This is a genomic window from Streptomyces sp. NBC_00663 (assembly GCF_036226885.1).
Classification (GTDB): Bacteria; Actinomycetota; Actinomycetes; order Streptomycetales; family Streptomycetaceae; genus Streptomyces.
In genome coordinates this window covers 8,795,942-8,820,746 of record NZ_CP109027.1, presented here as the reverse complement: position 1 = coordinate 8,820,746, position 24,805 = coordinate 8,795,942, and the positions used below count along the sequence as shown (strand labels likewise).

Annotated in this window: 23 protein-coding genes; 9 read left to right on the top strand and 14 right to left on the bottom strand. The window is 72.0% G+C overall.

All coding sequences use genetic code 11. The features are described 5' to 3' along the window. Positions 1-250: 250 nt before the first annotated feature. Together OG866_RS40170 and OG866_RS40165 are read right to left on the bottom strand one after the other, a co-directional pair. Complete coding sequence (locus OG866_RS40170; RefSeq protein ID WP_329342484.1) at positions 251-628, bottom strand: toxin Doc; 378 nt, start codon at positions 626-628, stop codon at positions 251-253. Between the two features lie 3 nt (positions 629-631). Continuing rightward, on the bottom strand, positions 632-877 hold the full coding sequence (locus OG866_RS40165; protein WP_329342483.1) for a hypothetical protein: 246 nt from the start codon (positions 875-877) through the stop codon (positions 632-634). Between the two features lie 137 nt (positions 878-1,014). Between OG866_RS40165 and OG866_RS40160 the strand changes: the two genes are divergently transcribed. Both OG866_RS40160 and OG866_RS40155 read left to right on the top strand, forming a co-directional pair. Beyond that, entirely contained in the window at positions 1,015-1,506 is a 492-nt protein-coding gene (locus OG866_RS40160; protein WP_329342481.1) for a methylated-DNA--[protein]-cysteine S-methyltransferase, read from the top strand. Positions 1,507-1,530: 24 nt separating this feature from the next. Beyond that, positions 1,531-2,253 (top strand): 2OG-Fe(II) oxygenase, encoded by a 723-nt coding sequence (locus OG866_RS40155; protein ID WP_329342480.1) that lies wholly within the window; start codon positions 1,531-1,533, stop codon positions 2,251-2,253. Positions 2,254-2,275: 22 nt separating this feature from the next. On the opposite strand, the gene OG866_RS40150 is transcribed toward OG866_RS40155, so the two are convergent. Beyond that, entirely contained in the window at positions 2,276-2,887 is a 612-nt protein-coding gene (locus tag OG866_RS40150) for a hemerythrin domain-containing protein (RefSeq protein WP_329342479.1), read from the bottom strand. A 173-nt stretch (positions 2,888-3,060) separates the two neighbouring features. On the opposite strand from OG866_RS40150, the gene sigJ reads away from it, so the two are divergent. After that, on the top strand, positions 3,061-3,984 hold the full coding sequence (sigJ, locus tag OG866_RS40145; protein ID WP_329342478.1) for an RNA polymerase sigma factor SigJ: 924 nt from the start codon (positions 3,061-3,063) through the stop codon (positions 3,982-3,984). Positions 3,985-4,004: 20 nt separating this feature from the next. Here sigJ and OG866_RS40140 read toward each other — a convergent pair whose 3' ends face one another. The 3 genes from OG866_RS40140 to OG866_RS40130 all read right to left on the bottom strand — a co-directional run bounded on the left by OG866_RS40140 (position 4,005) and on the right by OG866_RS40130 (position 9,712). Beyond that, positions 4,005-4,172 (bottom strand): hypothetical protein, encoded by a 168-nt coding sequence (locus OG866_RS40140; protein WP_329342477.1) that lies wholly within the window; start codon positions 4,170-4,172, stop codon positions 4,005-4,007. 47 nt (positions 4,173-4,219) lie between these two features. Then, positions 4,220-6,463 carry a glycoside hydrolase family 9 protein gene (locus OG866_RS40135; RefSeq protein ID WP_329342476.1) on the bottom strand — a complete coding sequence of 748 codons (2,244 nt, stop codon included), beginning with the start codon at positions 6,461-6,463 and terminating at the stop codon, positions 4,220-4,222. 153 nt (positions 6,464-6,616) lie between these two features. Then, a complete protein-coding gene (locus OG866_RS40130) occupies positions 6,617-9,712 on the bottom strand; it encodes a glycoside hydrolase family 2 TIM barrel-domain containing protein (RefSeq protein WP_329342474.1) in 3,096 nt (1,031 codons plus the stop codon). Between the two features lie 286 nt (positions 9,713-9,998). Between OG866_RS40130 and OG866_RS40125 the strand changes: the two genes are divergently transcribed. Continuing rightward, positions 9,999-12,380 carry a SpoIIE family protein phosphatase gene (locus tag OG866_RS40125; protein WP_329342472.1) on the top strand — a complete coding sequence of 794 codons (2,382 nt, stop codon included), beginning with the start codon at positions 9,999-10,001 and terminating at the stop codon, positions 12,378-12,380. Between the two features lie 4 nt (positions 12,381-12,384). Here OG866_RS40125 and OG866_RS40120 read toward each other — a convergent pair whose 3' ends face one another. Further along, positions 12,385-12,972 (bottom strand): RNA polymerase sigma factor, encoded by a 588-nt coding sequence (locus tag OG866_RS40120; RefSeq protein WP_329342470.1) that lies wholly within the window; start codon positions 12,970-12,972, stop codon positions 12,385-12,387. A gap of 9 nt (positions 12,973-12,981) precedes the next feature. Between OG866_RS40120 and OG866_RS40115 the strand changes: the two genes are divergently transcribed. The 3 genes from OG866_RS40115 to OG866_RS40105 all read left to right on the top strand — a co-directional run bounded on the left by OG866_RS40115 (position 12,982) and on the right by OG866_RS40105 (position 16,416). Then, complete coding sequence (locus tag OG866_RS40115; RefSeq protein ID WP_329342468.1) at positions 12,982-14,334, top strand: serine/threonine-protein kinase; 1,353 nt, start codon at positions 12,982-12,984, stop codon at positions 14,332-14,334. A gap of 78 nt (positions 14,335-14,412) precedes the next feature. Next, complete coding sequence (locus tag OG866_RS40110; RefSeq protein WP_329342466.1) at positions 14,413-15,084, top strand: DUF4232 domain-containing protein; 672 nt, start codon at positions 14,413-14,415, stop codon at positions 15,082-15,084. 75 nt (positions 15,085-15,159) lie between these two features. Next, positions 15,160-16,416 (top strand): arsenic transporter, encoded by a 1,257-nt coding sequence (locus OG866_RS40105; protein ID WP_329344519.1) that lies wholly within the window; start codon positions 15,160-15,162, stop codon positions 16,414-16,416. Between the two features lie 10 nt (positions 16,417-16,426). On the opposite strand, the gene OG866_RS40100 is transcribed toward OG866_RS40105, so the two are convergent. Both OG866_RS40100 and OG866_RS40095 read right to left on the bottom strand, forming a co-directional pair. Further along, the gene (locus tag OG866_RS40100) at positions 16,427-18,361 is read right to left on the bottom strand and encodes a ricin-type beta-trefoil lectin domain protein (protein WP_329342464.1); all 1,935 of its coding nucleotides are present in this window, start codon (positions 18,359-18,361) and stop codon (positions 16,427-16,429) included. 318 nt (positions 18,362-18,679) lie between these two features. Continuing rightward, positions 18,680-19,558: a helix-turn-helix domain-containing protein gene (locus tag OG866_RS40095; protein ID WP_329342463.1), complete on the bottom strand. Its 879-nt coding sequence runs from the start codon at positions 19,556-19,558 to the stop codon at positions 18,680-18,682. 63 nt (positions 19,559-19,621) lie between these two features. Between OG866_RS40095 and OG866_RS40090 the strand changes: the two genes are divergently transcribed. Continuing rightward, positions 19,622-20,419 carry a phytanoyl-CoA dioxygenase family protein gene (locus tag OG866_RS40090; RefSeq protein ID WP_329342461.1) on the top strand — a complete coding sequence of 266 codons (798 nt, stop codon included), beginning with the start codon at positions 19,622-19,624 and terminating at the stop codon, positions 20,417-20,419. A 9-nt stretch (positions 20,420-20,428) separates the two neighbouring features. Here the strand turns inward: OG866_RS40090 and OG866_RS40085 are convergent, their stop codons facing one another. The 3 genes from OG866_RS40085 to OG866_RS40075 form a co-directional block, all read right to left on the bottom strand. Continuing rightward, positions 20,429-21,397 carry an aldo/keto reductase gene (locus OG866_RS40085; protein ID WP_329342459.1) on the bottom strand — a complete coding sequence of 323 codons (969 nt, stop codon included), beginning with the start codon at positions 21,395-21,397 and terminating at the stop codon, positions 20,429-20,431. A gap of 70 nt (positions 21,398-21,467) precedes the next feature. Next, entirely contained in the window at positions 21,468-21,983 is a 516-nt protein-coding gene (locus tag OG866_RS40080) for a flavoprotein (RefSeq protein ID WP_329342458.1), read from the bottom strand. A gap of 25 nt (positions 21,984-22,008) precedes the next feature. Next, positions 22,009-22,467 (bottom strand): nuclear transport factor 2 family protein, encoded by a 459-nt coding sequence (locus tag OG866_RS40075; protein ID WP_329342457.1) that lies wholly within the window; start codon positions 22,465-22,467, stop codon positions 22,009-22,011. Between the two features lie 132 nt (positions 22,468-22,599). Between OG866_RS40075 and OG866_RS40070 the strand changes: the two genes are divergently transcribed. Then, the gene (locus tag OG866_RS40070) at positions 22,600-23,157 is read left to right on the top strand and encodes a TetR/AcrR family transcriptional regulator (RefSeq protein ID WP_329342456.1); all 558 of its coding nucleotides are present in this window, start codon (positions 22,600-22,602) and stop codon (positions 23,155-23,157) included. A gap of 7 nt (positions 23,158-23,164) precedes the next feature. On the opposite strand, the gene OG866_RS40065 is transcribed toward OG866_RS40070, so the two are convergent. Then, complete coding sequence (locus tag OG866_RS40065; protein ID WP_329342455.1) at positions 23,165-23,353, bottom strand: ferredoxin; 189 nt, start codon at positions 23,351-23,353, stop codon at positions 23,165-23,167. A 13-nt stretch (positions 23,354-23,366) separates the two neighbouring features. Further along, on the bottom strand, positions 23,367-24,581 hold the full coding sequence (locus tag OG866_RS40060) for a cytochrome P450 (protein ID WP_329342454.1): 1,215 nt from the start codon (positions 24,579-24,581) through the stop codon (positions 23,367-23,369). Between the last annotated feature and the right edge of the window lie 224 nt (positions 24,582-24,805).

The window sequence follows — 24,805 nt, the reverse complement described above, 5'->3', positions numbered from 1 at the left end:
CTCGCCATCCCGCTTTCGGTATTCCACACGCCCCGTGTGAAACACGCGCACACGCCGGAGCACCGCGCACGCTCCCGGCGCGCACCACCGCGTAGTGCACTGGTACCGGCCCCTCGGAGGCCACGCGCAGGACGGCGGCTCTCCTGTGCGAAACCGGCCGCCGACCCCGATCCTCCCGCCCTCGGTCGGCGGCCCCGAGGGCGGGTCGGGGCCGACCGGGCCGGCCATGTCCTCGCGGCCCGCCCGGGACTCAGATCTGCCAGGAGCGCAGCCGGTCGGCCGCGCCGTAGACGTCGGTCTTGCCGGAGATCAGATCGCGGGCGAGGTCGACGAGAGCGCCGTAGGGCGGGTCGATGCCGACATCGCTGACGAACATGTACGCCACGGCCGTCGCGCAGGCGAAACGGGCGTTGGCCGACGGCAGCGGCTTGAGCAGGGCGAGGGTGTGCAGCAGGGCGGCGGCCCGCCAGGCCGGGTCGGAGTCCACCCCGAGGCGGGGCGGGTCGACCCGGTGGCGGGCGACGGCGGCCACCAGCGCGGAGAAGTCGTTGATGGTGGGCTGGTCCGGCAGGACCTCTTCGTGACGCTGGAGCAGCCAGGGCACGTCGATGTGGACCACGGAGGCCATCGGTCAGACGACCCGCTCCTCGCGCCGCACGGCCGGTTCGTCGTCGGGGAAGGCCGCCGCGAACTCGTCCGCGTGGGCCGCGAAGAAGCGCCGGAAGGCCTCCGCGCCTTCCTGGAGGGCACGATGCCGCGCGATGTCGGCGGCGGCTGCCTCCCGGACGAGGGCCTTCATCGACGTACCGCGCTCCTTGGCGATCTGCCGCAGGTCCTCTAGCTCACGATCACTGAACTCGACGTTGAGAGCTGGCATGCCCTTACGGTACCGCCGAGGTACTCCACCGTAAATACCGCCAGGTCAGAGCCGTCCGCCAGGGGTACCGCGGACCGCACAGCGCGAAGTCCGATTCCCGCCGGTGACAGGCCGCCCGGCGCAGCAGACTCGGGGACATGACGACGTACACGACCATCGAGAGTCCGCTCGGCGAACTGCTGCTCGTGGGCCGGGGAGGGAAGCTCGCCTCGCTGTCGATGCCGGGGCAGCGCACCGCCCCCGCCGTGCGCGCCGACTGGCGCCGCGACGACGCGGCCTTCGCCGAGGCCACCACCCAGCTCGCCGCGTACTTCGCGGGCCGGCTCACCCGTTTCGAGCTGCCGTTCGCCGCCGCCGGCACGGAGTTCCAGCGGCGCGTGTGGCAGGCGGTGGACGCCGTCCCGTACGGCACCACGACCACGTACGGCGCGCTCGCAGCGCGGCTCGGTCTGGCGCGGTCCGACACCCCGGCCGTGGGCGCGGCGCTCGCCGCCAACCCCTTGCTGATCGTGCGGCCCTGCCATCGGGTGATCGGCGCCGACGGCTCGATGCGCGGGTACGCGGGCGGAGTGGAGCGCAAGGTGCGGCTGCTCACGCACGAGGGCGCGCTGCGGCCGACGCTCGTCTGACGTCCGTACGACAGGAGGCCCCTCATGACCCCCACCCCCACGCAGGCCCGCCGACGCGTCGCCGGCACGGACTGGGACGCGCTCGCCGCGGAGCTGGACGAGCACGGCAGCGCGCCCACGGGCGAGTTGCTGACGCCCGCCGAGTGCCGTGACCTGGCGGCGCTGTACGACAAGCCCGAGCTGTTCCGCACGACCGTCGACCTGGCCCGGCACCGCTTCGGGTCGGGCGAGTACCGGTACTTCACCCACGACCTGCCCGACCCGGTGGCCGCCCTGCGCGCCGCGCTCTACCCCCGCCTGCTGCCGGTCGCCCGGGAGTGGGCGGCCCGCCTCGGCCGTCCCGCGCCCTGGCCGGACTCCCTCGCCGAGTGGCTGGAGCGCTGCCACACGGCCGGGCAGGACCGGTCGGCTCAGATCCTGCTGCGCTACGGGGCGGGCGACTGGAACGCCCTGCACCGGGACGTCTTCGGCGAGCTGGTCTTCCCGCTCCAGGTCGTGGTCGGGCTCGACGTGTACGGCACCGACTACACGGGCGGTGAGTTCCTGATGGTGGAGCAGCGGCCCAGGGCGCAGTCCCGGGGCACCTCGACCGTGCTGCGGCAGGGCCACGGCCTGGTCTTCACCACCCGGGACCACCCGGTGCGCACCCGCCGCGGCTGGTCCGCGGGGGCGATGCGGCACGGCGTGAGCACGGTCCGCTCGGGCCGGCGCCACGCCCTGGGCCTGGTCTTCCACGACGCGGCCTAGCCGTGCGGGCCGGCACGTGTCTCTAGCTGTGCGCCCACAGCCCCCTGCGCCGGTAACCCCCTTCCCAGAAGAGCCGGTTGAGGACGCGGACGGGCGGCGGCATGCTGTCCAGGAATGCGGCCCGGTCCGCGGAAGGGGCGCCGTCGACGACCCACGGCACGAACACGGCCGCGCCGCGAATCCCCTGCGTCTCCCGGATACGGCCGGTGAAGGCGCCCCAGTCGGCGTCCGTGAGGACGTCCTGGATCAGCGGCAGGGCGCTGTCCTCCTCGTGCTTGAGGTGGTCGTCGAGAGTGGCGGCCAACGCGCGCACCAGGTCGGGGAGTTCGGCCGCGCCCTCGGCCAGCGCGGTGTCGACGGCGGAGAGCAGCGGGTCGATGCGGGAGTGCTCGTCCTCCATCGCGTCGAGCAGCGCGAGATCACGCGGGCGTCCGGCGCACCGGGTGCGGACCCGCGGCCACAGTCCGGTGTCCTCGGCGGTGTGGTGGATGTGCAGTTGGTGCTTGAAGTTCTGCCAGCCGGCCCGGACCGCGGGCGTGCCGCCCCGCCCCTCGGCGACGGCGTCGGCCAGCCGCGCCAGATCGCGGCGGAAGGCGTCGTGGGACGCGTACATGGCGGTGAAGTCGATGGTCACCGGACCTCCTCAGGGACCGCGGGATGCGGATTCACGGTTGAGAGGCGGGGGTGGCTCCGCGGTGTGACGCGACGTCCTCACGGTGAGGCACACGTCACATTTCCGCCCTCCGATGTCACGTTCCCGCGCCCGAGGCCCCTCGCAGTGGTGAGCGCGTACCGGGGAGGCCACGCATGACCGAGATCCGTGTTCCGGAGACGGACGAGGCGACGGACGTCTTCGTCGACCACCGTGAGCTGCTGTTCGGCATCGTCTACAACATGCTGGGCAGCGTCGCGGACACCGAGGACGTGGTGCAGGAGACCTGGCTGTCCTGGACGGCCCGGGGCCGGGGCGGCGACTCGCCCCTGGACGGGATCGCCAACCCCCGCGCGTACCTGGTCCGTATCGCCGTGAACCACGCCCTGGCCCGCCGTGCCACGATCAGCAGGCGGCGCGAGACGTACGTCGGCCCGTGGCTGCCCGAGCCCCTGCTCACCGACGCCGCCGCCGAGGACGCGGCGCTGCGCGGCGAGTCGGTGTCGATGGCGATGCTGGTGGTCCTGGAGTCCCTCACGCCGCTGGAGCGGGCGGTGTTCGTGCTCAACGAGGTGTTCGGCTATCCGCACACCGAGATCGCGGACATCCTCGACCGCACCCCGGCGGCGGTACGGCAGGTCGCGCACCGGGCCCGGGAGCATGTGCACGCGCGTCGGCCGCTGTACGACGCGCATCCGAGGGTGCGGCGGGAGGCGACCGAGCGGTTCGTGGAGGCCGCGCTCGGCGGGGACATCGGCGCGCTGATGGAGATCCTCGCGCCCGACGTGACGATCTGGACGGACGGCGGCGGCAACCGCAGGACGGCGGGGCTGCGTCCGGTGCGCGGCCGGGACAAGGTCGTCCGCTTCATCGACGGTTTCCGCTCCCGTGGCGCCGCCCTCGACCTGGAGCTGCGCTACGAGCAGGCCAACGGCGACCCGGCGGCCGTGCTGTTCGAGGGGGACTCGCCGTACGCGGTGATGGTCATGGACCTCACACCCGAGGGCGACCGCGTGTCCGACGTGTACATCGTCACCAACCCCGAGAAGCTCACGCACGTCCGGCGGGAGGAGCGGTGAGCGTCCTGCTCAACGGCTGGTCACCAGGCGCGACGGGGGTCGCGCAGGCGCTCCGGGGTCTGGTGGGAGCGCCGGTCGGTGCCGGTGTCGCCGTGGTCCGTGCGGACGAGACAGCCGGGGCTCGGGGCGAACCTGCCCTTCCCGGAATTGCCCAGCGCCGGCACGATGACCTCCGCGGTTCTGCTCATGAGCGGAGGTCACCGTGCGCAGGGAGCCCCTGCGAACCGTCTTCCGGCTACGTCTGGTCCGCCACGAAGGAGGCCATCCGGCTCAGCGCGGAGTTCCAGTTGATGGTGTGCTCGTTGGTCGACCAGGACTGGATGTCGTCGATGTAGCAGAACTGGCCGACGCAGCCCTGGAGTTTGCTCTGTGCGTAGGGGTCCTGGATGCTCGAGTTCGGCCCGCCCGCCAGGGTGCCCTTGGGCGGGTTCGGGAGGTTCGCGTCGAGCTGGTGGGCGTACCAACGGCTGTGCTGGTTGTGGGAGTTCACCTCGCCGTAGCCGGTGACGTACGACATGTTCAGCGCGTTGCGGCCGAAGAGGTAGTCGACGCTCTGGAGGGCGCCGTCCCGGTACTTCGTGGCGCCCGTGATGTCGTACGCGGTGGCGATGACGATGCCGTTGTGCAGGATCTGGTGGTTGGAACCCCAGTCGTAGAGGTTGTCGGTGGGCGCGTACGGCATGCCGTACGGCTGTGACCTCAGCGTGGTGAGGTAGCGGTCGGCGCCCTTGACCACCGACTGGCGCACCTTGTCGCGGCCGGGCAGCTTGCTGGGGACGGTCGCCAGGTCCAGGCGGGCGGCTGCCGCCGTGCGGGCCCAGTCGTAGCCGAGGGGGCCGAAGATGTCAGCCGTGTGGACGGGCGAGTTGAGGACGTAGTCCGCGAACTGCTTCTCCCCCGTGGTGAGATACAGCTCGGCCGCCGCCCAGTAGAACTCGTCGGTGGCGTCGGTGTCCGGGTAGGCGCCGCCGCCGGTGCCGTCGTTGGGGTCGGCGTGCAGGGCCGGGTGGGCGAGCGCCGCCGTCCAGGCGGTGCGGGCCGCCGCGAGGGTCTTCGCCGCGAACGCCTTGTCGTAGGGCTTGTACAGCCGGGCCGCCTGCGCCGCGGTGGCCGCGAGGTTCAGGGTCGCCTCGGTTGTCGCGGGGTGCAGTTCACGCTTTTGCGGATCCTCGCTCGGCAGCAGCGGGAGGCCGGTCCACGCCTCGTCGTGGATCTTGTGGTGGGCCATCCCGGCCAGCGGCTGTCCGGCGGGCACCTGCATCTTCAGCAGGAACTCCAGCTCCCAGCGGGTCTCGTCGAGGATGTCCGGCACCTTGTTGCCGCTCTCCGGAATGGCGAGGGTGCCGTCGCCGAGCTTCCCGGGCTTCCCGGTGCGGGCGTGCAGGGCACGCTCGTAGGTGCTCAGCAGCTCCCAGGTGGAGATACCGCCGTTGACGACGTACTTGCCGTGGTCGCCGGCGTCGTACCAGCCGCCGGTGACATCGAGCTTGTAGTCACAGACGCCCGGCTGGCAGGGGACGGCGGAGTCGCCCTGGTTGGGGGCCACGTCGACATGACCGGCGGCGCGGCCGTAGCCGGGCCGCAGATCGTCCCGTATCGGGATGCCGCTGCGCTGGGTGTAGTAGTACTTGAGGGCGTCCAGGCGCAGTTGCTCATAGGCGCCGGTGCCGATGTCGAACGGGCGGCTCGTCTCACCGTCGGCGACCAGCGTGTAGCCGGTGCCCGCCTTCTTGTACGCCCCGAAGTCGATGGAGTGGACGTTCTGCCCGGAGGACGCGTCGACGCCGCGCGGCGTGGTCGAGCCCTGCGCCACCACGGTGCCGGAGGCGTTCTTCAGCTGCCAGGGCAGTTTCGCCGTACCGTCCGTCACGAGCGTGGCGTTCTTCGGCCCGGACGGCAGATAGGCGACCTGGTTCACGCGCACCCGCGGCCCGGTGTCGGGCTCGTACACCTCCGGCGGCACCCCGCCGAGCAGGGACACGTCGTCCATGCAGAACTTCCAGGCGTCAGCGCTGCCGCCGAGCTGGAAGCCGACCTGGGCCTGGGTGGCGTCGACGGGCGAGGTGAAGGTGTAGGAGTAACTGTTGCCGGAGACACTGAGCTGCGGGCTGACCTCGAAGTAGGTGTCGTACGGGGCCACTTGGAGCCCCACGATGGCGCGCACGACATGCCCGTCGGGCACACCGTCCGCGGTGAAGGCGAACTTGTACGACTCCCCCTTGACCAGCGTGACGTCGTTCTGGCCGACGGCGGCGTCCCAGCGGTTGGTGGTGCCGCCCGGCACGTCCGCGCACAGCCGCCCGTCGGACAGACCCGCGGTGACGTTGCTGGTCGCCCACCAGGGCTCGGTGGTGGTGTCGAAGGTGCCGTTCTTCAACTGCTCGACCTCGTCGGCGGATGCCGGTGAGGTCGGCGCGGCGACAAGTACCGCGCCCAGCAGGGCCGTCAGGGACAACAGCGTGGTGTTACGTCTTTTCACGTCCGGGGCTCCTCGGTGAGCGGCGGGCGGCGCCCATGATGGGAGCGCTCCCAAGTGCGGTCGGTGCCATGCTTGTTGCAGGCATGACACCTCGTCAACGGTCCGGACGTGACTGATTGGCCCGATCCCGTCCGGACCGTACGCGAAGGCGGGTCAGACGGCCGGCACCGACAGCCTGCTGATCCTCACCGCGCCTCGGACTTCACCGGGATGGCCGCTGGCCAGAAGCAGCCGCAGCCGGGATCCGCCGAGCGCGTCGAAGGTGACCACGGTCGGCGCGTCGGACTCGCCCGCCCACTCCACAGCCGCGCCCTCCGCCTTCACCCAGCGCTTCCCGTCCCACGCCTCCACCTCCACGGACGCGGGCAGGCTGTGGACCGGGCCCAGGGTGAACGAGACCTCCACCCGGTCGAAGGTCCGTGTTCGCCCGAAGTCGACGGAGACCCAGTCCTCGGCCCTGGCCCCGTTGAACACCGGCAACAGGGCGGTGGCGGCCTTGCTGAAGGCGTTGGACCAACCGGTCGCCGGGTCGCCGTCGAGCATCGCGGCGGGCAGGGTGTCGGTGCGGCCGGAGTAACTGGCGTCCGCGTACGGGTAGTTCGGCGGGACAGGGTAGTCGGGCTGGACGCCGGCCGCGGGGGTGGTCGCGGCCGAGCGGGCGGGCTCGGCACGCAGGGTCACGGAGTCCGAGCGCAGCCCTTCCGCCCGCCCGGTCACCTTCAGCGCCCCCGGCTCGGCGCCCGACCGTACGACGGCGAGTGCCTTGCCGTGGAACGCGGTGCGCGTGCTCGCCTGGTAGCGCTCGGCGCTCTCCTGACGTCCGTTGTCGAGCCCGGCGAGGGAGCCGCCCTTGACCTCGAACGAGATCAGCTCCTCGGCGTCGGGCACGACCACCCCGCGCGCGTCGACGATCTCCGCGGTGACGAACACCAGCGAACGCCCGTCCGCGGCCACGGACTTGCGGTCGGCCGTCAGCCGCACGGCGTGTGCCGCACCCGCGGTGCGCAGCACATCGGTGGCGACGACCTTCCCGCCCCGCCGGGCCACGGCCCTCAACTCACCGGCCCGGTAGGGGACCTTCCACGTCAGGTGGAGCTTGCCGGCGCTGCCGTTCGGACTGGTGTAGCTGCCGGGGTAGGGGCCGTCGGTGAAGGTCTTGTCGTCGCCGGTCGCCTCGGTGGTCTCCAGGTAGCGACGCCCGTCGACGGTCGTCTTCGTGTCGAACTTCCGCACACCCAGGGACTTTCCGTTGAGGAACAGCTCGACGGTGTCGACGTTGGAGTACGCCCACACCTCGACCGTGTCCCCTTCCTCGTGGTTCCAGGTCATCGGCAACAGATGGACCATGGGTTCCTCGACCCACTGGCTCTGGAACAGGTAGTACATGTCCTTCGGGAAGCCGGCCGTGTCGACGGCGCCGAAGAAGGACGCCTTCACCGGGAAGACGTCGTACGGCGCGGGTTCGCCGATGTAGTCGATGCCGGACCACAGGAACTGGCCGGTGAACCACTTCCGGTCGCGGTCCTTCTTGTGGCCGTACTCGCCGCTCATGGTCCAGGAGGCGAGGTTGTTGTCGTACGAGGAGACGGCCCGTTTGCCGGGGGTGTGGTTCTCGCCGGTGTTGAGGTGCTCCGGCTCCTGGTAGGCGCCCCGGGTGGAGGTCTCGGAGGACGACTCGGACTCGAAGAGGAACAGGTGCGGATAGCGGGCGTGCAGCGCGTCCACCGACTTGGCGGTGTTGTAGTTGAGGCCGAGGCCGTCCAGTTTGGCGAGGATCAGGTCGGCGGGGGTGCCGGGGGTGGGCACGGTCCGGTGGCGGTGGGAGCCGATGACGACCGGGCGGGTGTCGTCGTGGGCCTTGATCCCGGCGATGAGGCGGTCCGCGATGGTCAGGCCCGCGGTGGAGGTGAACTCGGAGATCTCGTTGCCGATCGACCACATGATCACGGCGGGTGAGTTGCGGGCGGCCCGCACCATCTCCGCGATGTCCCGGTCCGACCACTCGTCGAAGAACCGGCCGTAGTCGTAACGGGTCTTGGGGCTGCGCCAGCAGTCGAAGGCCTCCACCATCATCACGATGCCGAGCTCCTCGCAGACCCGGATCATCTCCGGCGAGGGCGGGTTGTGCGAGGTGCGGAAGGCGTTGACGCCCATCGACTTCATGATCGTCATCTGGCGGCGGATCGCCTCGACGCTGACGGCCGCGCCGAGCGCGCCGAGGTCATGGTGCAGGTCGACGCCCTTCAACTTGGTGTGGACGCCGTTGAGATGGAACCCCTCGTCCGGGTCGATGCGGACGGTGCGGATGCCGAAGGGGGTGCGGTGGGTGTCGACGGTCCGCCCGTCGACACGGAGTTCGGTCAGCAGGGTGTAGCGGTGAGGGTCGGCGAAGTCCCACAACCTGGGTTCGGGGACGGTGAGTTCGTGGGTCTCGGTCGCCTTGTCGGTGAGGTCGACCGTGGACGCCGTACGGGTGACCTTCCGGCCCCTGGCATCCTTCACCGTCGAGCGGATCTCGACCCGGCTCGCGGTGCCGGACGCGTTCACCACGGAGGTCCGCACCCGGACGACGGCCCGCTCCTCGGTGATGTCGGGTGTGGTGACCTGGGTGCCCCAGCGCTCCACGTGCACCGGCTCGGTGACGACGAGGCGGGCCTCGCGGTAGATGCCGCTGCCCGAGTACCAGCGGCTGCTGGGCAGCCGGTTCTGCACCTTGACGGCGATGACGTTCTCGGTGGTGCCGTCGGTGTGCAGCAGCTCGGTGAGGTCGAAGGCGAAGCCGGTGTAGCCGTAGGGGTGACGGCCGACCTCGGTGCCGTTGCAGTAGACGTACGAGTCCATGTAGACGCCGTCGAACTCCACCGCGACGCGCTTGCCGGCACAGCCGGGCGGCAGAGTGAAGGAGAGGCGGTACCAGCCGAGGCCGCCCGGGAAGAAGCCGGTGCCGCTGGTGGTGCCGTGCTGTGTGGTCGGGGCGAGCTCGATGCTCCAGTCGTGCGGCACGGCCACCTCGCGCCACGCCGAGTCGTCGTAGGCGGGGTCGGCGGCGCCGGCGAAGGCGCCGGTCGGGTCGGTGATGCCGCCCGGGTCGACCAGGGCGAAGCGCCAGCCGTCCCGCAGGGCGACCGTGCTGCGGCCCGCGGCACCTCCCGCCGCCTCGGCGGCCGACGCCGCGGCGGTGCCGAGCAGCGCCCCGGCCGCGGGGGCGGCGGCGGAGGCGATCAGAACAGATCTGCGAGTGACCGTCATGACGTGCGGCTCTCCCTCATCCGGCTCTTTCTCAACAGGGCCCAGAAGTACTCACAACTGATCGTGAACACACAGATTCTGACGTGCTGCCACTCAGGACCGTCAAGGGTGCGGAAGAGCACAGGTGCCTCGGCCACCACATCGGCCGGATTTCCGCCTTGACCCCGTCCGGCAGCGGACCGCGCTGGACGCGGGGGGTTCCGGTCCGCGCGGGAGCGTGACGCACTAGGCTGGAACTCAAGTGACGCGCTTGTTCACTGTGAGTGTGCGCAATGGAGTGGCGACGATGAGCCCGGACTATCCGTTCGACGATGCCGCGACGGCACGGGCTGTCATCGACGACCAGGGCACGGTCGTGGAGTGGAACGCCGGCGCGGAGCGCCTGCTGGGCCGGCCGGCCACCGAGGTCGTGGGGAGTCCGGCCGAGTACCTGCTGGTCAGCGATGGTGTGCCGACGGCCTTCGCCCCGGCCGGCCCGCGCTGGGACGGCACGGTCACGCTCCGCCACCGCGACGGCCGCACCGTGTCCGTATGGCTGCTCGCCCATCACCACCGCTCCGAGGACGGCACCCCCGGCCGGTGGCTCGTCGTCACCCCCCTGGAGGGCGGCGGACCGCGCTCCGGCGACGACCCGCTCGCCACGGCGGCGCTCGTGCAGTCACCGTGCGCCGTCGCGGTCTACGACGAGCGGCTGCGGCTGAGCCGGCTCAACGACGCCATGGCCGACGTGATCGGACTGCCCGAGGAACGCATCCGGGGCCTCAGACTGTCGGAGATCGGCGGCAAACCGCAGAGCGCGGAGCTGGAGGCACATCTGCTGCGGGTGCTCACCACGGGCCGGGCGGAAGACGTCCAGACGTACATGCGCACCGGCGGCGAGACACTGGCGCACGCCTGGCTGGCCAGAATGGCCCCGGTCACCGACCGCGAGGGCCGGGTGCGGGGCGTGTGTCTGGCGGCGCACGACTTCACCGAGAACTACCTGGCCCGCGAGCGGCTGCAACTGGTCAACGAGGCGAGCGTGCGCATCGGCTCCACGCTCGACGTCACCCGGACGGCGCAGGAACTCGCGGACGTCTGCGTGCCCGCGCTCGCCGACTTCGTCAGCGTCGACCTGCTGGACCCGCAGGAGAACGGCGAGCCTCCCCCGGCCCTCACCACCCCGATCGGGCTGCGCCGGGCCGCGCACCAGTCGGTCAACCCGGGCACCCCGGAGGCCGTGGCCAAGCCGGGGCAGGTCGAGATGTATCCGGCCTCCTCGCCCCAGGCGGACTCACTGGTCGCGGGCCGGACCATCGTCGCCACCGTGGCCTCCGGGCAGCTGGACGAGTGGCTGTCCTGGAACCAGGCGCGCGGCGACGCCGTCCGGCAGTTCGGCATCCACTCCACGATGTCGGTGCCGATCCAGGCCCGCGGGCTGACCCTCGGGGTCGCGGTGCTGACCCGGTTCCGGCGGCCCGATCCGTTCACGCCGGACGACGTACTGCTGGCCGAGGAGGTGACAACGCGCGCGGCCGTCTGTATCGACAACGCCCGCCGCTACTCCCGCGAGAGGGAGACAGCGCTCGCGCTCCAGCGCAGCCTGCTGCCCCGCTCGCTGCCGCACACCGCGGCCGTGCTGGCGGCCTCCCGGTATCTGCCCGCGGCCCGGGCCGGGGTGGGCGGCGACTGGTTCGACGTGATCCCGCTGTCCGGGATGCGGGTCGCGATGGTCGTCGGGGACGTCGTCGGTCACGGCATCCAGGCCTCGGCCACCATGGGCCGGCTGCGCACCGCCGTGCGCACCCTCGCCGACATCGACCTCGCCCCGGACGAGCTCCTCACCCACCTCGACGACCTCGTGGTCCGGCTGTCCGCGGAGGCCGGCACCGACGGCAGCCCGGGCGAGGTCGGGGCGACCTGTGTGTACGCGGTGTACGACCCGGTGTCGCGGCGCTGCACCCTGGCCCGGGCCGGACACCCCACCCCGCTGCTGATCCCGCCGGGCGGCGCTCCCCGACAGGTCGACCTGCCGTCAGGGCCGCCGCTGGGCGTGGGCGGACTGCCCTTCGAGTCGGCCGAGCTGGAGCTGCGCGAGGGCTCGGTCCTGGCGTTCTACACGGACGGCCTGGTCGAGTCCGCGGAACGCGACGCGGACGCGGGCACCGCACTGCTGGGCGAGGCACTGGCGGCCTTCTCCGACTCCCTCGACGAGACCTGCGACCGGGTCCTGAACACCCTCCTGCCGCCGGGCGGCTCCACCGACGACGTGGCCCTGCTGCTGGCCCGCACCCGGGGCCTGCCCGCCTCCCAGGTCGCGACCTGGCACATCCCCGCCGATCCCTCCCTCGTCGCCCCCATCCGCAAGCAGGTCGTCGAGCAGCTGGGCACCTGGGGTCTGTCGGAGGCGTCGTTCACCGCGGAACTGGTGGTGAGCGAGCTGGTCACCAACGCCATCCGGTACGGCGCGCACCCCATCCGGCTGCGCCTGATCCACGACGCGACCACCCTCATCTGCGAGGTCTCCGACACCAGCCACACCGCCCCGCATCTGCGCCGCGCCAAGACCTGGGACGAGGGCGGCCGCGGTCTCCTCCTGGTCGCCCAGCTCACCCAGCGCTGGGGCAGCCGGCACACGGCCGACGGCAAGACGATCTGGGCGGAGATCACGCTGCTCGAGGAGGAGTGAGCGGTCACGGCGACTCGGCCAGCCAGGGCCTGATCTGTCGACGTGCCTCGTGCAGTCGGGACTTGAAGGTGCCCAGCGGAATGCCGACGCGTTCCGCGGCCTCCGCGTACTCCAGCCGGCAGATGTCCCGGTAGACCAACGGCTCGACCAGCAGCGGGTGTTCGCGCTCCAGCCGTTCCAGCGCCTCCAGCAGGTCGATGCGGGATCCGGCGATGACGCTGGTGGTGCGGGGGTCGGCGCGAAGGTCGTCGACCGTCGGGGCGGGCTGTTCGGCGGAGCGCCGCCTGAGCTCGCGGTACTTCTGTCGGCAGCAGTTGGCCACCACGGTGTACAGCCAGGTGCCGAAGCGGCTGCGTCCCTCGAACGTACCGATCCTGCGGGCGACTTGGAGCAGCACGTCCTGCGCCGCCTCCTCGGCGTCCTCGCGGCAGGGCAGGAACCGGCCGCAGCGCCGGACGACCTCGGGGCGGATCTCCGCGAGCAGCGCGTCGAGCGCCGCCCGGTCGCCGTCGGCCGCGCGCCGGGCGAGGTCCTCGGTCGGGGGCCGGTCCGGCACGGCTGCTCCCCTCGCCATGGTCGGTGCGGCAGGCATGATAGTCGTATGCACTCCGTCGAGCGCATCGGCCGCTACCGGGTCGAACGACGCCTGGGCACCGGCGCGTTCGGGACGGTGTGGCTCGCCCACGACGACACGCTGGACGCGCCGGTGGCCGTGAAGGTGCTCGCCGACAACTGGGCGCACCGCCTCGACGTCCGTGAACGCTTCCTGTCCGAGGCCCGGTTGCTGCGCCGGGCCGCGTCACGGCGGGTGGTGCAGGTCCACGACATCGGTGAACTCCCGGACGGCAGACCGTACTTCGTGATGGAGTACGCCGACGGCGGCACCCTCGCAGAACTGCTCCAGGACGGCCCGCTGCCCGTCGCGGAGGCGCTGCGGCTGACGGCGTCGGCGGCGCTCGGGGCGGCCGCGCTGCACGAGGCGGGGATCGTGCACCGGGACATCAAGCCGTCCAACCTGCTGCTGCGCACCGGCCCGGACGGCACCCGGCAGGTGCTGCTGGCCGACCTCGGACTGGCCAAGATCCTCGCGGAGGCGTCCGGGCTGACCCTGGCCGCCGGGTCGGCGGGATACCGGCCGCCCGAGCAGGCCGAGCCCGGCACCGGCATCGACGCGCGTGCCGACGTCTACGGTCTGGGCGCGGTCGGCTACCACCTGCTCACCGGGGTGGTGCCGGGCGCGCCCGGCAAGGTCGTACGGCCCGACCGGCTGCGTCCGGGCCTCGATCCCGGCGTCCGGCGTGCCCTGCTGCGCGCCCTGCGTCCGGACCGTGCGCGCCGCTGGCCCGACGCGCGGGCGTTCGCGGCGGAGCTGGAACGGCTGGCGGCGGGCCGTCGTCCCCGCCGGTGGCCCGCCCTTCTCGCCGGGCTGGTGGTGACGGCGGCCCTGACCGGCACGGCCTTCGCCCTGTGGCCGCACGGCACCGTGCCCGCCGACCGGCGGATCGAGGACGTGACGGGGCGGGTGTCGGCCGCCGTACCCGCCGCGTGGGCCGGTCAGGTACGCGCGGCGGGGTGGGACCCGCGGGCTCTCGGTCTGCGCGCCGGGCACGAGCCGGGGTTCGCCGTCGCCGACGACCTGGCGCGCTGGCAGGACCTCGGCGCGGACGTCAACGGCGTCTTCGCCGGGGTACTGGAACAGGGTGACGTCACAGCCGTGGTCGACGACCTCGCCCACCCCGAGTGCCACTACGACGGCGCCCGCGACCACACCCTGGCCCGCTGGTCCGCCCGGGTCCGCAGTTGGAGCGACTGCCCCGGCGGCGGCTCGGTCGTCGAGGCCGGGCTCACGCCTCCGGACGGCGGCGGACAGCCGCAGGTGTACGTGCAGATCAGGACGGACGGCAGGGCCTCGGCGGCCCAGGGGATCCTCGGCTCGGTGCGGGCCGGGGGCTGACCGCACGAACTTTTCCGGCGTTCGGTGCATCGGACTCTCATGACGGGGCACAACGCGCCCTACGAGGAGTGAGAAGACATGGCGAACATGTACCGGTCCGCGCACCGGGCGGCGTTGCTCGCGAGCGCCGCCGCTGTGCTGAGCCTGCTGACAGCCTGCGGAAGCGGTGGCGGCAGCGGCGAGGGCGATGCGGCGACCGCGCCGTCGACGCTGCCGGGCACGGCCGCGCCGGCCACCGGCGACGTGACCTCGGCGACACCCTCGGTGCCCCCGAGCGCCGGCCCGACGACATCACCGCCCTCCCCCTCACCCACCCCGAGTCCGGCCGCCGGCGGCCGCTGCCACACCTCCGAACTGGAGGCCGTCCTCGGCCGCAACGACCCGGGGGCCGGACAGGAGAACTTCCCCGTGATCCTGACGAACACCTCCCGGCGCACCTGCACGATCCACGGCTATCCGGGCGCCGCCTTCGTCGACGCCGCCGGCAGGCAACTGGGCCCCGACCCCAAGCGCTCCCCCGGTACGCCCACGACCGTGCGGCTGGCGCCCGGCCACAGCGCCTGGTCGGGGATCACCTTCTCCAACCCGGAGATCAGCGGGGCCCGTACCGCCAACCCCGACGCCCTGCTGGTGACGCCCCCTGACGAGCGGGACCCGCTGAAGGTGTCCTGGTCGGCCGGTGAGGTGCCGGTCTCCGGCAACGAGTCCTCGGTGTTCCTGACGGTGTTCGCCAAGGGCCCGGGCGCCTGACCCACCGCCGAGGTCTCTTACCTTCGCCTGTTTTCATGGGTGGGTACGGCTCGAACACGCACCGAAGGATTTCCCCTGAACGCCCCGCTCGCCGAAGTCCTGTCCATAGCGCTGCTCGTCGCCGTACTCGCCTGGGCCGTGGTGCGCCCGCGCGGGCTGCCCGAGGCGGTGGTGGCGGTTCCGGCGGCGGGCCTCGCGGTCGCGACCGGCGCGATCTCGCCGGAGCACGCGTGGGCCGAGGCCGAACGGCTCGGACCGGTGGTCGGGTTCCTCGCCGCGGTGCTCGTGCTCGCCCACTTCTGTGATGTCGAGGGGCTCTTCCGGGCCTGCGGGGCGTGGATGTCCCGTCGCGCCGCGGGCCGTCCCCGCGCCCTGCTGACATCGGTGTTCGTGCTCGCCTCGGCGATCACCGCCGTGCTGAGCCTCGACGCCACGGTCGTCCTGCTCACCCCGGTCGTGCTGGCCACCGCGGCCCGCAGCGGGGTCCGGGCCCGGCCCCATCTGTACGCCTGCGCGCATCTGTCGAACACGGCGTCGCTGCTGCTTCCGGTGTCCAACCTGACCAACCTCCTCGCCTTCGAGGCGAGCGGGCTGAGCTTCACCCGGTTCGCGGCGCTGATGGCGCTGCCCTGGCTGGTCGCGATCGGCGCCGAGTACCTGGTGTTCCGGCGCTTCTTCGCGGACGACCTCCAGGCCGCCGTCGCCGCTCCCGACACGGCCGAGCCGCCCGAGCTGCCGCGGTTCGCGCTCGTCACCGTCGGCTGCACCCTGGCCGGGTTCGTGGTGGCGTCCGCGGTCGGTGTCGACCCGGCGTGGGTGGCCCTCGCGGGCGCGCTGGTGCTGGCCGGGCGGGCGCTGGTCCGGCGCCGGGCCACACCGCTGACCGTGGTGAAGGCCGCCGCGCCGGGGTTCCTGGCGTTCGTGCTCGCGCTCGGCGTGGTCGTCCGGGCGGTCGTCGACAACGGGCTCGCCGACGCGCTGCGCCATGCGATCCCCGACGGGTCCGGTGTGGTGGCGCTGCTCGGGATCGCCGCGCTGGCCGCCGTACTGGCGAACCTGATCAACAACCTGCCCGCGGTGCTGGTCCTGCTGCCGCTCACCGCGAGTGCCGGGCCGGGCGCGGTCCTCGCGGTGCTGATCGGCGTCAACATCGGCCCGAACCTCACCTACGCCGGTTCGCTGGCCACACTGCTGTGGCGGCGGATCGTGCAGCGCGACGGGCAGGCCGTCGAACTCGGCGAGTTCACCCGCCTCGGCCTGCTCGCCGTCCCGGCGGCACTGGTGCCGGCCACCCTCGCCCTGTGGGGCTCGATCCAGCTGATCGGGGCGTGAGCTGCGGGGGTCAGCGCCGGCCGCCGCCTCCGTAGCCCCCGTACCCGCCGTAGCCCCCGTATCCGGAGCCGTACTGGCCGCCCCAGTCGCAGGAGTACGTGTAGGAGCAGGGAACGTCGCTCGGATAGGCGCCGCTGGGGGTCGGCGCCGGGGTCGACGCGGTCGCGGACGGGGTCGGCGTGGGGGTCGCCTTCTTCGGGGTGGGCGTGGGAGTCGGGGTGGGGGTCGGCGTGGGCTCGGCCACGGCATCCCAGTTGACCCACTCCATCTGGAGGTCGGCCTTCGAGGTGTCGAAGACCCAGCGCTGGACGGCGGTGTCGTCGGCGCGCGCCTTCAGGACCAGGGCGCCGGTGCCGTCGGTGGCGGCCGGGGTCAGGGCCAGGTCCTGGTTCTGGCGCGGCACCAGGTTGCCGCGTGTCGTGAAGTCGTAGCGGACGTCCTTGGCCTCGGTCTTCGCCAGTCCGGTGCACGGGCCCAGCTGCACCGAGTAGCCGAGGTGGGAGTCGAGGCACAGCTCGGGGTCGGCGGAGCTGCGCAGCAGTCCGTCGGTCTCGTACGTCCACTGCTGGGTGCTGTCCGAGGTGCAGTCGGTGACCTCGGTCTCGGCGCCCTTGACGGCCTTCTTGCCGACCACGGCCACACAGAGCCCGGAGTCGACGTTGTGGATCCGGCCGCTCAGTGTGCCCTGGCCCTCCTCGCCGGCGCCGATCCAGGTCGGGTCGGTGGTGGAGCGGTCCGCCCCGGCGTCGGGTGCGTCGGAGGCCCGGGAGCCCGCGGTCGGGGCGGGGTCGTCGCCGCCGTGGACGGCCCACAGGACCAGCGGGAGGGCGACCAGGGTGCTGACGGTCAGGACGGCCGCGGTGAGGTTGCGACGGCGGGCGGCCTTCTTCGCCGAGTGCCGTCTGCGGGTTCTTCGCGTCGACGCGGGAGCCCCGGTACGAGGGCCTGCCGCGGGTGCCCCGGTACGGGGAGCGGCGGCCCTGTCGGGGGCCGGGGTGCCGGGGACGGAGGGGCTGGTGCGGGGAACCGGGGGGAGGTCGAAGAAGGGCTCGCCCGCGATGGCGTGGCCCCTGGCCGGCTCGGCCTCCTCGGGTGTCACCCCCGCGTCCGCCTCCTGGGCGGCCCGGGCCTCCGCGTAGGCGCGCCCGCCCCAGCCGAGGACCGCCTCGGCGAGGGCGACGCCGAGGTCGTCGTGGAACTGGTTCAGCTGGTCGGCGGTGTGCCGGCAGTGCTTGCAGCGGTCGAGGTGGGCGCGGAGGTCGGGGTCGACGTCGACGCCCCCGCGCCGGTAGGTGACGTCGAGCATCCGCAGGAAGCTGCGGCACTCCTGTTCGGGGGCGAGTTCGCGGTGGACCTGGAGGCACTCCTCGCGCAGCCGCTCACGGGCCCGGCCCAGTTCGACCCGGACATCCTCCACGTCCAGACCGAGCAGGGCGCCGGGTATCTCCAGCGGCTCGCCCTCGACCTCGCTGTGCCACAGCAGAGCGCGGGCGGACTGCGGCAGCCGCTGGAACGCGCCGGACAGCAGGCGCCGGCCGGCGGGCGGCAGCAGCCGGGCCGCGGCCCGCTCCCCGTCGCCGGCATCGGAGCGCAGCTCGGGGTGGAGTTGTTCGCGGCGGCGGTCGGTGTCCCATTCGGCGGCGATCCGCCGCACGGTGACGAGGATCTGCGGGCGCCAGGCGGCCGTCGGTCCGTTGTGCCGCAGGGATTCGCCGAAGAGCCGGGTGAATGCGGCGGTGGTGAGCATTCCCGCGGAACGCGCTCCGTCGGTGCACAGCCGGGCATACGCGAAGGCGGCTTCCCAGTGCCGGTCGAGGAGTTCACCGACGGGATGCAGGGCCGGTGCCGCGCCCGTCCACTTCTTCAGCTCGGCGCTGAGTTGTGCGTCCGTCACGTCGAACAGGCGGGCCGGGGCAGGGGAATTCGGCAGGCCTGCGTCATTCACGGCGGCATTCCTCTCGGGGGCTTGCACAAGAAAGTCCATACCAATGGGTATGTGGTCCCGCCGACGACAGCTCTCGTGAAGCGTGGGGGGCGCACGGGAGGGATCGCGCACGTACCGGGACGTCCTTGTCCGTGCGCCGACAAGGCCCCACCTTTCCACAGGTTAGCGAGATGTAACAAGGGAGCCCGCTGTTTTGTGCATTACGTGCGCACCAGGTGTTTTTGACGTTGGGTCAATAGCCCGAGGGATAGTGAATGACTTTCCTTCGGTGAACCATTGAACGGCCACTCCACCGCGTATCCGATCAGCCCGGACAGCTCATGCCTCAACCATTGGCCCGCCGGACCGGTACGCGCCGGGCGGCATGCCGAATCGCTCGCGGAAGACCCGGTGGAAATGGAAGGGGCTCACGAACCCCGACGCCTGGGCCACCCGTTCCACGGGCAGGTCGGTGGCCTCCAGCAGCCGCGCCGCGTGCCGCAGCCGCGCCTCACGCAGGGCGCGCATCGGCGACTGGCCCACCTGGCGGGTGAACAGGTGCGCCAGCCGCGAGGGCGACAAAGAGACATGCGCGGCGAGGGAGTCGACGGTGTGGGGCGCGCCGGGGTCGGCGGCGAGGAGTTCCTGGACCCGGGCGATGCGGGGGTCCAGGCCGGGTGTGGGGGGCCGGCGACGGGCGCCGCCGGCGGTGAGCAGCACGACCTCCTCCAGCGCGCACAGGGCGAGTTCACGGGCGACGGTGTCGTGCGCGACGGCGATCCGGTCGTGCGGGGACGCGTGCATCCGGTGGAACGCCGCCTCCACGCGGTCGCGCAGTCCGGTCGGGGTCGGGGTGACGACGTACAGGCCCGCGCCGCGGTCGTACGAGCGCAGCCAGGGCAGCCAGGAGGGCCGGGCCTGGCAGTGCACCCACCAGAACCGCCAGTGCGGGGCGTCCGGCGCGACGCCGTAGCCGTGCGGGGAGCCGGGGGCGAGGGCGACGAGGTCGCCGGCCCCGGCCCGCGTGGTGGCCGAGCCGTGGCGCAGATGCCCAGCGCCGGCGACGGTCCAGGTGAACAGCCAGCTGTCGGAGCCCTGCGGCCGGTTGATGAAGTAGCCCGGCGACTCGTCGTAGCGGCCGAGCACGACCAGGCCCGCGGGCGGCGCGGGCACGCCTGGGGCAGCAGCCTCAGGCAGTCCGTCAGCGGTCACGAGCATCCTCCCGAACTCCCGTGCCGCCTAGCTTGACATGCGTACACGCCGCTGACCGAGGAGGGCCGCATGACCGTCACGGACAAGGACACCGCGCACTGGGTGAGGGAGTTCGAGGAGGACGGATTCACCGTCGTACGGGGATTGTTCGCCCAGGAGGAGATCGACCTGCTGTGCGCGGAGTTCACGGCGCTGCACGCGGCCGGGCCGGTGCCCGGGCACTTCGCACCGCGGCCCGGGGACGACCCGTTGGCGGTGTGGCCGCGGGTGATGCAGCCGCACGAGATCAACACGGTCGCCCGTCGGACGCTGCTCGACACGCGGCTGCGGGTGGTCCTTGAGGCCCTGCTGGACGAGGAGGCGCTGGCCGCGCAGAGCATGTTCTACTTCAAGCCGCCGGGGGCGCGGGGCCAGGCGCTGCACCAGGACAACTTCTATCTGCGGGTCGAGCCGGGGACGTGTGTCGCGGCGTGGGTGGCGTGCGATGTGATCGACCGGGAGAACGGGGGCCTTGAGGTCGTTCCCGGTACCCACCGGATGGACCTGTTCTGCCCGGAGGAGGCGGACGAAGGGGTGTCGTTCGCCCGGGAGTACGTGGCGCCGCCCGCGGGACTGGAGGCCGTGCCGGTGGACATGGCGCCGGGGGACGTCCTGTTCTTCAACGGGAGCCTGGTGCACGGGTCGCGGCCGAACCGGAGCGGTGACCGCTTCCGGCGGTCGTTCATCGGGCATTACGTGGGACGGTCGACCGAGCGGATCGGCGCGTACTACCGGACGATGTCGATGCGGGGAGAGCCGGTCGCGCTGCCGGAGAGCGAGGGGGCCGGCCCCTGCGGCACCGAGTTCGCACCGCAGGGGCCGCACTGAGGAGCGGCTTCAGTGGCCGACGATCGGACGGGCCGTGTACGACCGCTCCAGCTCCTCTATCTCCTTCTCGCTGAGGGCGAGTTCGACCGCCGCCACCGCGTCCTCGATGTGGTGCGGCTTGGCGGCGCCGACGATCGGGGCCGCCACCGTGTCCTGGTGCAGCAGCCAGGCCAGGGCGACCTGGGCGCGGGGCACACCGCGGTCGCCGGCGATACGGGTGACCGCCTCGACGATGGTGCGGTCGCCTTCCTGGTAGAGGCGGTTGCCGAAGTTGTCGCCCGCGCTGCGCTCGGTGACCGTGCCCCAGTCCCGGGTCAGCCGGCCCCGGGCCAGCGGGCTCCAGGGCAGCGCGCTGACGCCCTGGTCGGCGCAGAGCGGGAGCATCTCGCGCTCCTCCTCGCGGTAGAGGAGGTTGTAGTGGTTCTGCATGGACACGAACTTCGTCCAGCCGTGCTTCTCCGCCGTGTACTGCATCTTGGAGAACTGCCAGGCGTACATCGAACTGGCCCCCAGATAGCGGACCTTGCCGGCCTTGACCAGGTCGTGCAGGGCCTCCATCGTCTCCTCGACCGGGGTGTGCGGGTCGAAGCGGTGGATCTGGTAGAGGTCGACGTGGTCGGTGCCGAGGCGGGTCAGGCTGTGGTCGATCTCCGTCATGATCGCCTTGCGGGACAGTCCGCCGCCGTTGGGCCCCGAGCGCATCCGGCCGTGCACCTTGGTGGCGAGGACGATCTCGTCCCGGTCGGCGAAGTCACGCAGCGCCTTGCCGACGATCTCCTCGCTGGTGCCGTCGGAGTAGACGTTCGCCGTGTCGAAGAAGTTGATGCCCGCGTCCAGCGCCTGCCGGATCAGCGGCCGGGACGCCTCCGCGTCGAGCGTCCACTCGTGCACGCCGCGGTCGGGCAGGCCGTAGGTCATGCACCCCAGACAGATCCGTGACACGTCCAGACCCGTCGAACCGAGCTTCACGTACTCCATCGTTGCTGCTCCCGCCTTCCGAGTGGTGACGAAAGGGAGCGTACGGCGTCCGCCCCGAAGCCTCAGCAGGTCACCGCCCGAGCAGGTCCAGCGCCTGCTCCCAGCCGAACTCCGCCCCCGGCTCGCCCGCGAAGGGCGGACCGAACCGCACGCCCATTCCCCGCAGCCGTATCAGGCTGTCCTGGTAGGCGGGGTGGCCGGCCAACGCGTCGGCCACGCACGGCAGTACGGCTGTGGGGACGCCCAGACCGTACGCCTCGCACAGGGTGGCCACGGCCAGGGTGTCGGCCAGTCCGGCCGCCCATTTGTTGACGGTGTTGAAGGTGGCGGGCGCGACGACGACGGCATCCGGCGACGGAAAGGGGCGCGGGTCGCCCGGGCTGCGCCAGGCGGAGCGGATCGGGCGACCGGTCAGGGTCGCGACGGCGGCGGTGTCGAAGAAGCCGTTCATCGCGACGGGCGTGGCGATGACGCCGACCTCCCAACCTCGTTCCTGGGCCGCGGTGATGAGTTTGCTGACGTCGGCGGCGATCCCGGCGGCGCAGACGACGACGTACAGGAAGGGTTTCTCGGCCTGTTGGGTCACTCCGGAACCCTACTGAAGGGGAAACCTAGTGCAGCGGGAAGGACTTCCCCTGCTCGCTCTCGGGGCGCGGGCCGAAGACGCGGCGGTCCTTCTCCTCGATGGCCACGTCGTTGATGCCGGCCTCGCGGCGGGTCATCAGGCCGTGCTCGTCGAACTCCCAGAGTTCGTTGCCGTACGAACGCCACCACTGTCCGTCGGCGTCGCGGCACTCGTACTGGAAGCGGACGGCGATGCGGTTGCCGTCGAAGGCCCACAGGTCCTTGCGCAGGGCGTACTCCCGCTCGCGTGCCCATTTCGCGGTGAGGAACGCGACGATCTCGTCGCGGCCGGTGAGGAAGGTGTCGCGGTTGCGCCACACCGAGTCCCGCGAGTACGCGAGCGCCACCCTGTGCGGGTCGCGGGTGTTCCAGGCGTCCTCCGCGGCCTGCACCTTCCGGGCGGCGGTCTCGCGGGTGAAGGGCGGCAGGGGCGGGCGGTCGGTCATGTCATCCTCCGTGACCAGAAAGGGAGAACGTACGTTCTCCCGGCTGCTGCTACCGTAGGAGAACGCCCGTTCTCTCGTCAAGGACCGTCAAGGACCCTCAGGGTTCGTCACGATCGCCAAGGAGTGACCCTCATGGACAGCGCGACCGCCCGGGAGCGGGCCCTGGACGCCGCGGAGGAGCTGTTCTACGGCCGCGGCATCCAGTCCGTCGGCATGGACGACATCCGTGGCGCCTCCGGCGTCTCGCTCAAGCGGCTGTACCAACTCTTCCCCGCGAAGGAGCAGTTGGTGGTGGCCTACCTGGAACGCCGGGACGTGCGCTGGCGCGGGCGGCTGGCCGGGCACGTGGAGCGCCACCCGGACCCCGAGGAGCGGATCCTCGCCGTCTTCGACTGGCTGGAGTCATGGTTCGGCGAGGACGGTTTCCGCGGGTGCGCCTGGATCAACTCGTACGGCGAACTGGGCGCGAAGTCGGCCCCGGTCGCGTCTCAAGTGCGGGCCCACAAAGGGGCGTTCCGGGAGTATCTCGCCGCCCTGGTGGCGGACGCGGGACTGCCCGGCACGGTGGCCGGGCAGCTGTTCCTGCTCGCCGAGGGGGCGATGGTGACGGCGGGGATCACCGGGAGCACCGCGCCCGCGCGGGAGGCGCGCGAGGCGGCGCGGGTCCTGGTGCGGGCGGCGGGCCGCTGAGACGTCGCTAGGTCACGGTGATGGCGGCCACGGGGCAGGACCGCGCCGCCTCGCGGACCATCGGGTCCCCGGCGCCGTCCTCCCGGCCGGGCAGCAGCGCGCTGAATCCGTCGTCGTCCTGGGTGAACACGGAGGGGGCGGACAGGGCGCACTGGCCGGCGCCGATACAGACGTCCTTGTCGATGTCGATGTGCATGGCCTTGAGCCTCTTACCAGGTCACGGGGAGTTCCAGCATCCCCTGGATCGTGTCGCCGGGCTTGAAGGGGATCTCGTCCGCGGGAGCGGCGAGGCGCAGTCCGGGCAGTCGGGCGAAGAGGGTGTGCAGGGCGATCTCCATCTCGGCGCGGGCCAGGTTCTGGCCGAGGCACTGGTGGATGCCGAAGCCGAAGCCGACGTGGTGCCGGGCGGAGCGGTGCCAGTCCAGGGCGTCGGCGTCGGGGTACACGTCCTCGTCGCGGTTGATGACCGAGGTCGCGAAGACCACCCCGTCGCCGGCCCGGATGGTCTCGCCGCCCGCCTCGACGTCCTCGGTGGCCATCCGCAGCAGGCCGTCGGCGATCGACAGCATGCGCATCAGCTCCTCCACCGCGGCCGGCAGCAGTGCCGGGTCGGCCCGCAACTCGGCCAGCCGCTCGGGGTGTTGGAGCAGGGTGAAGGTGCCGAGCGAGATCATGTTGGCGGTCGTCTCATGGCCGGCGACCAGCAGGATGGTGGCGAAGGCGATGACGTCGACGCGGCTCAGCTCGCCGGAGCGCAGCCGGTCGTGGACGAGTTCGTCCAGCACCCCGTCACCAGGCCGCTCCTCCTTGAGCTTCCGGTCGATCAACTCTCCGAAGTACGCGTCCAGTTGATCGCGCGCGTTCTGGGTGTCGGAGGCCTTCGGACCGCGCAGCAGCCGGCGTGACTGCTCCTCGAAGAAGTCGTGGTCGGCGTACGGGACGCCGAGCAGGGCGCAGATCACCATCGACGGCACCGGCAGCGCGAAGGCGCTCACCAGCTCGGCGGGCGGGCCCTGCGCGATCATCGCGTCGAGCCGCTCGTCCACGATCCGCTGGATCTCCGGACGCAGTTCCACGGCCCTGCGCAGGGTGAAACTGGGCACCATCATCCGCCGTTGCGTGTGGTGCTGCGGGTCGTCGAAACCGAGCAGCGCCACCCTCCGGTTCTGGGTCGCCGCGAAGCGTTCCGTGGGCGCGGGGAAGTCGGGGCGGGTGCGGTCGCTCGACAACCGGGGGTCGGTGAGGAGGGTACGGGCGAGCGCGTGCCCCGTGACCAGCCAGGCCGGTCGGCCGTCGTAGAGCGTGATGCGGGCCAGCGGACGGCCGTCGCGCAGGGTGTCGTAGGCGGTGGGCGGGTGGTAGGGGCAGGTCCGGTCCTGAGGGAAGGCGACGGGTTCCGTTTGCGTGCGGGGGGTTGCCGTCATGGAAGACCTCGCAGACGAAGGTGTGCGTCGTGCAGCGGCGTGCAGATCTTCATTAGATGCCCGGGGCATCTAACGGGCGACGACAAGTTCGGCCAGATCGGTGGCGGGGGCAGGTTGGCCGGGGATGCTCGCTCGAAAATCGAAAACGGGACGAGCCGCCGACGGGACGGCTTGCTGACCGCGGGCGGGACGGGGGGTTGCGGGGGACTTCCACGGGCATCGGA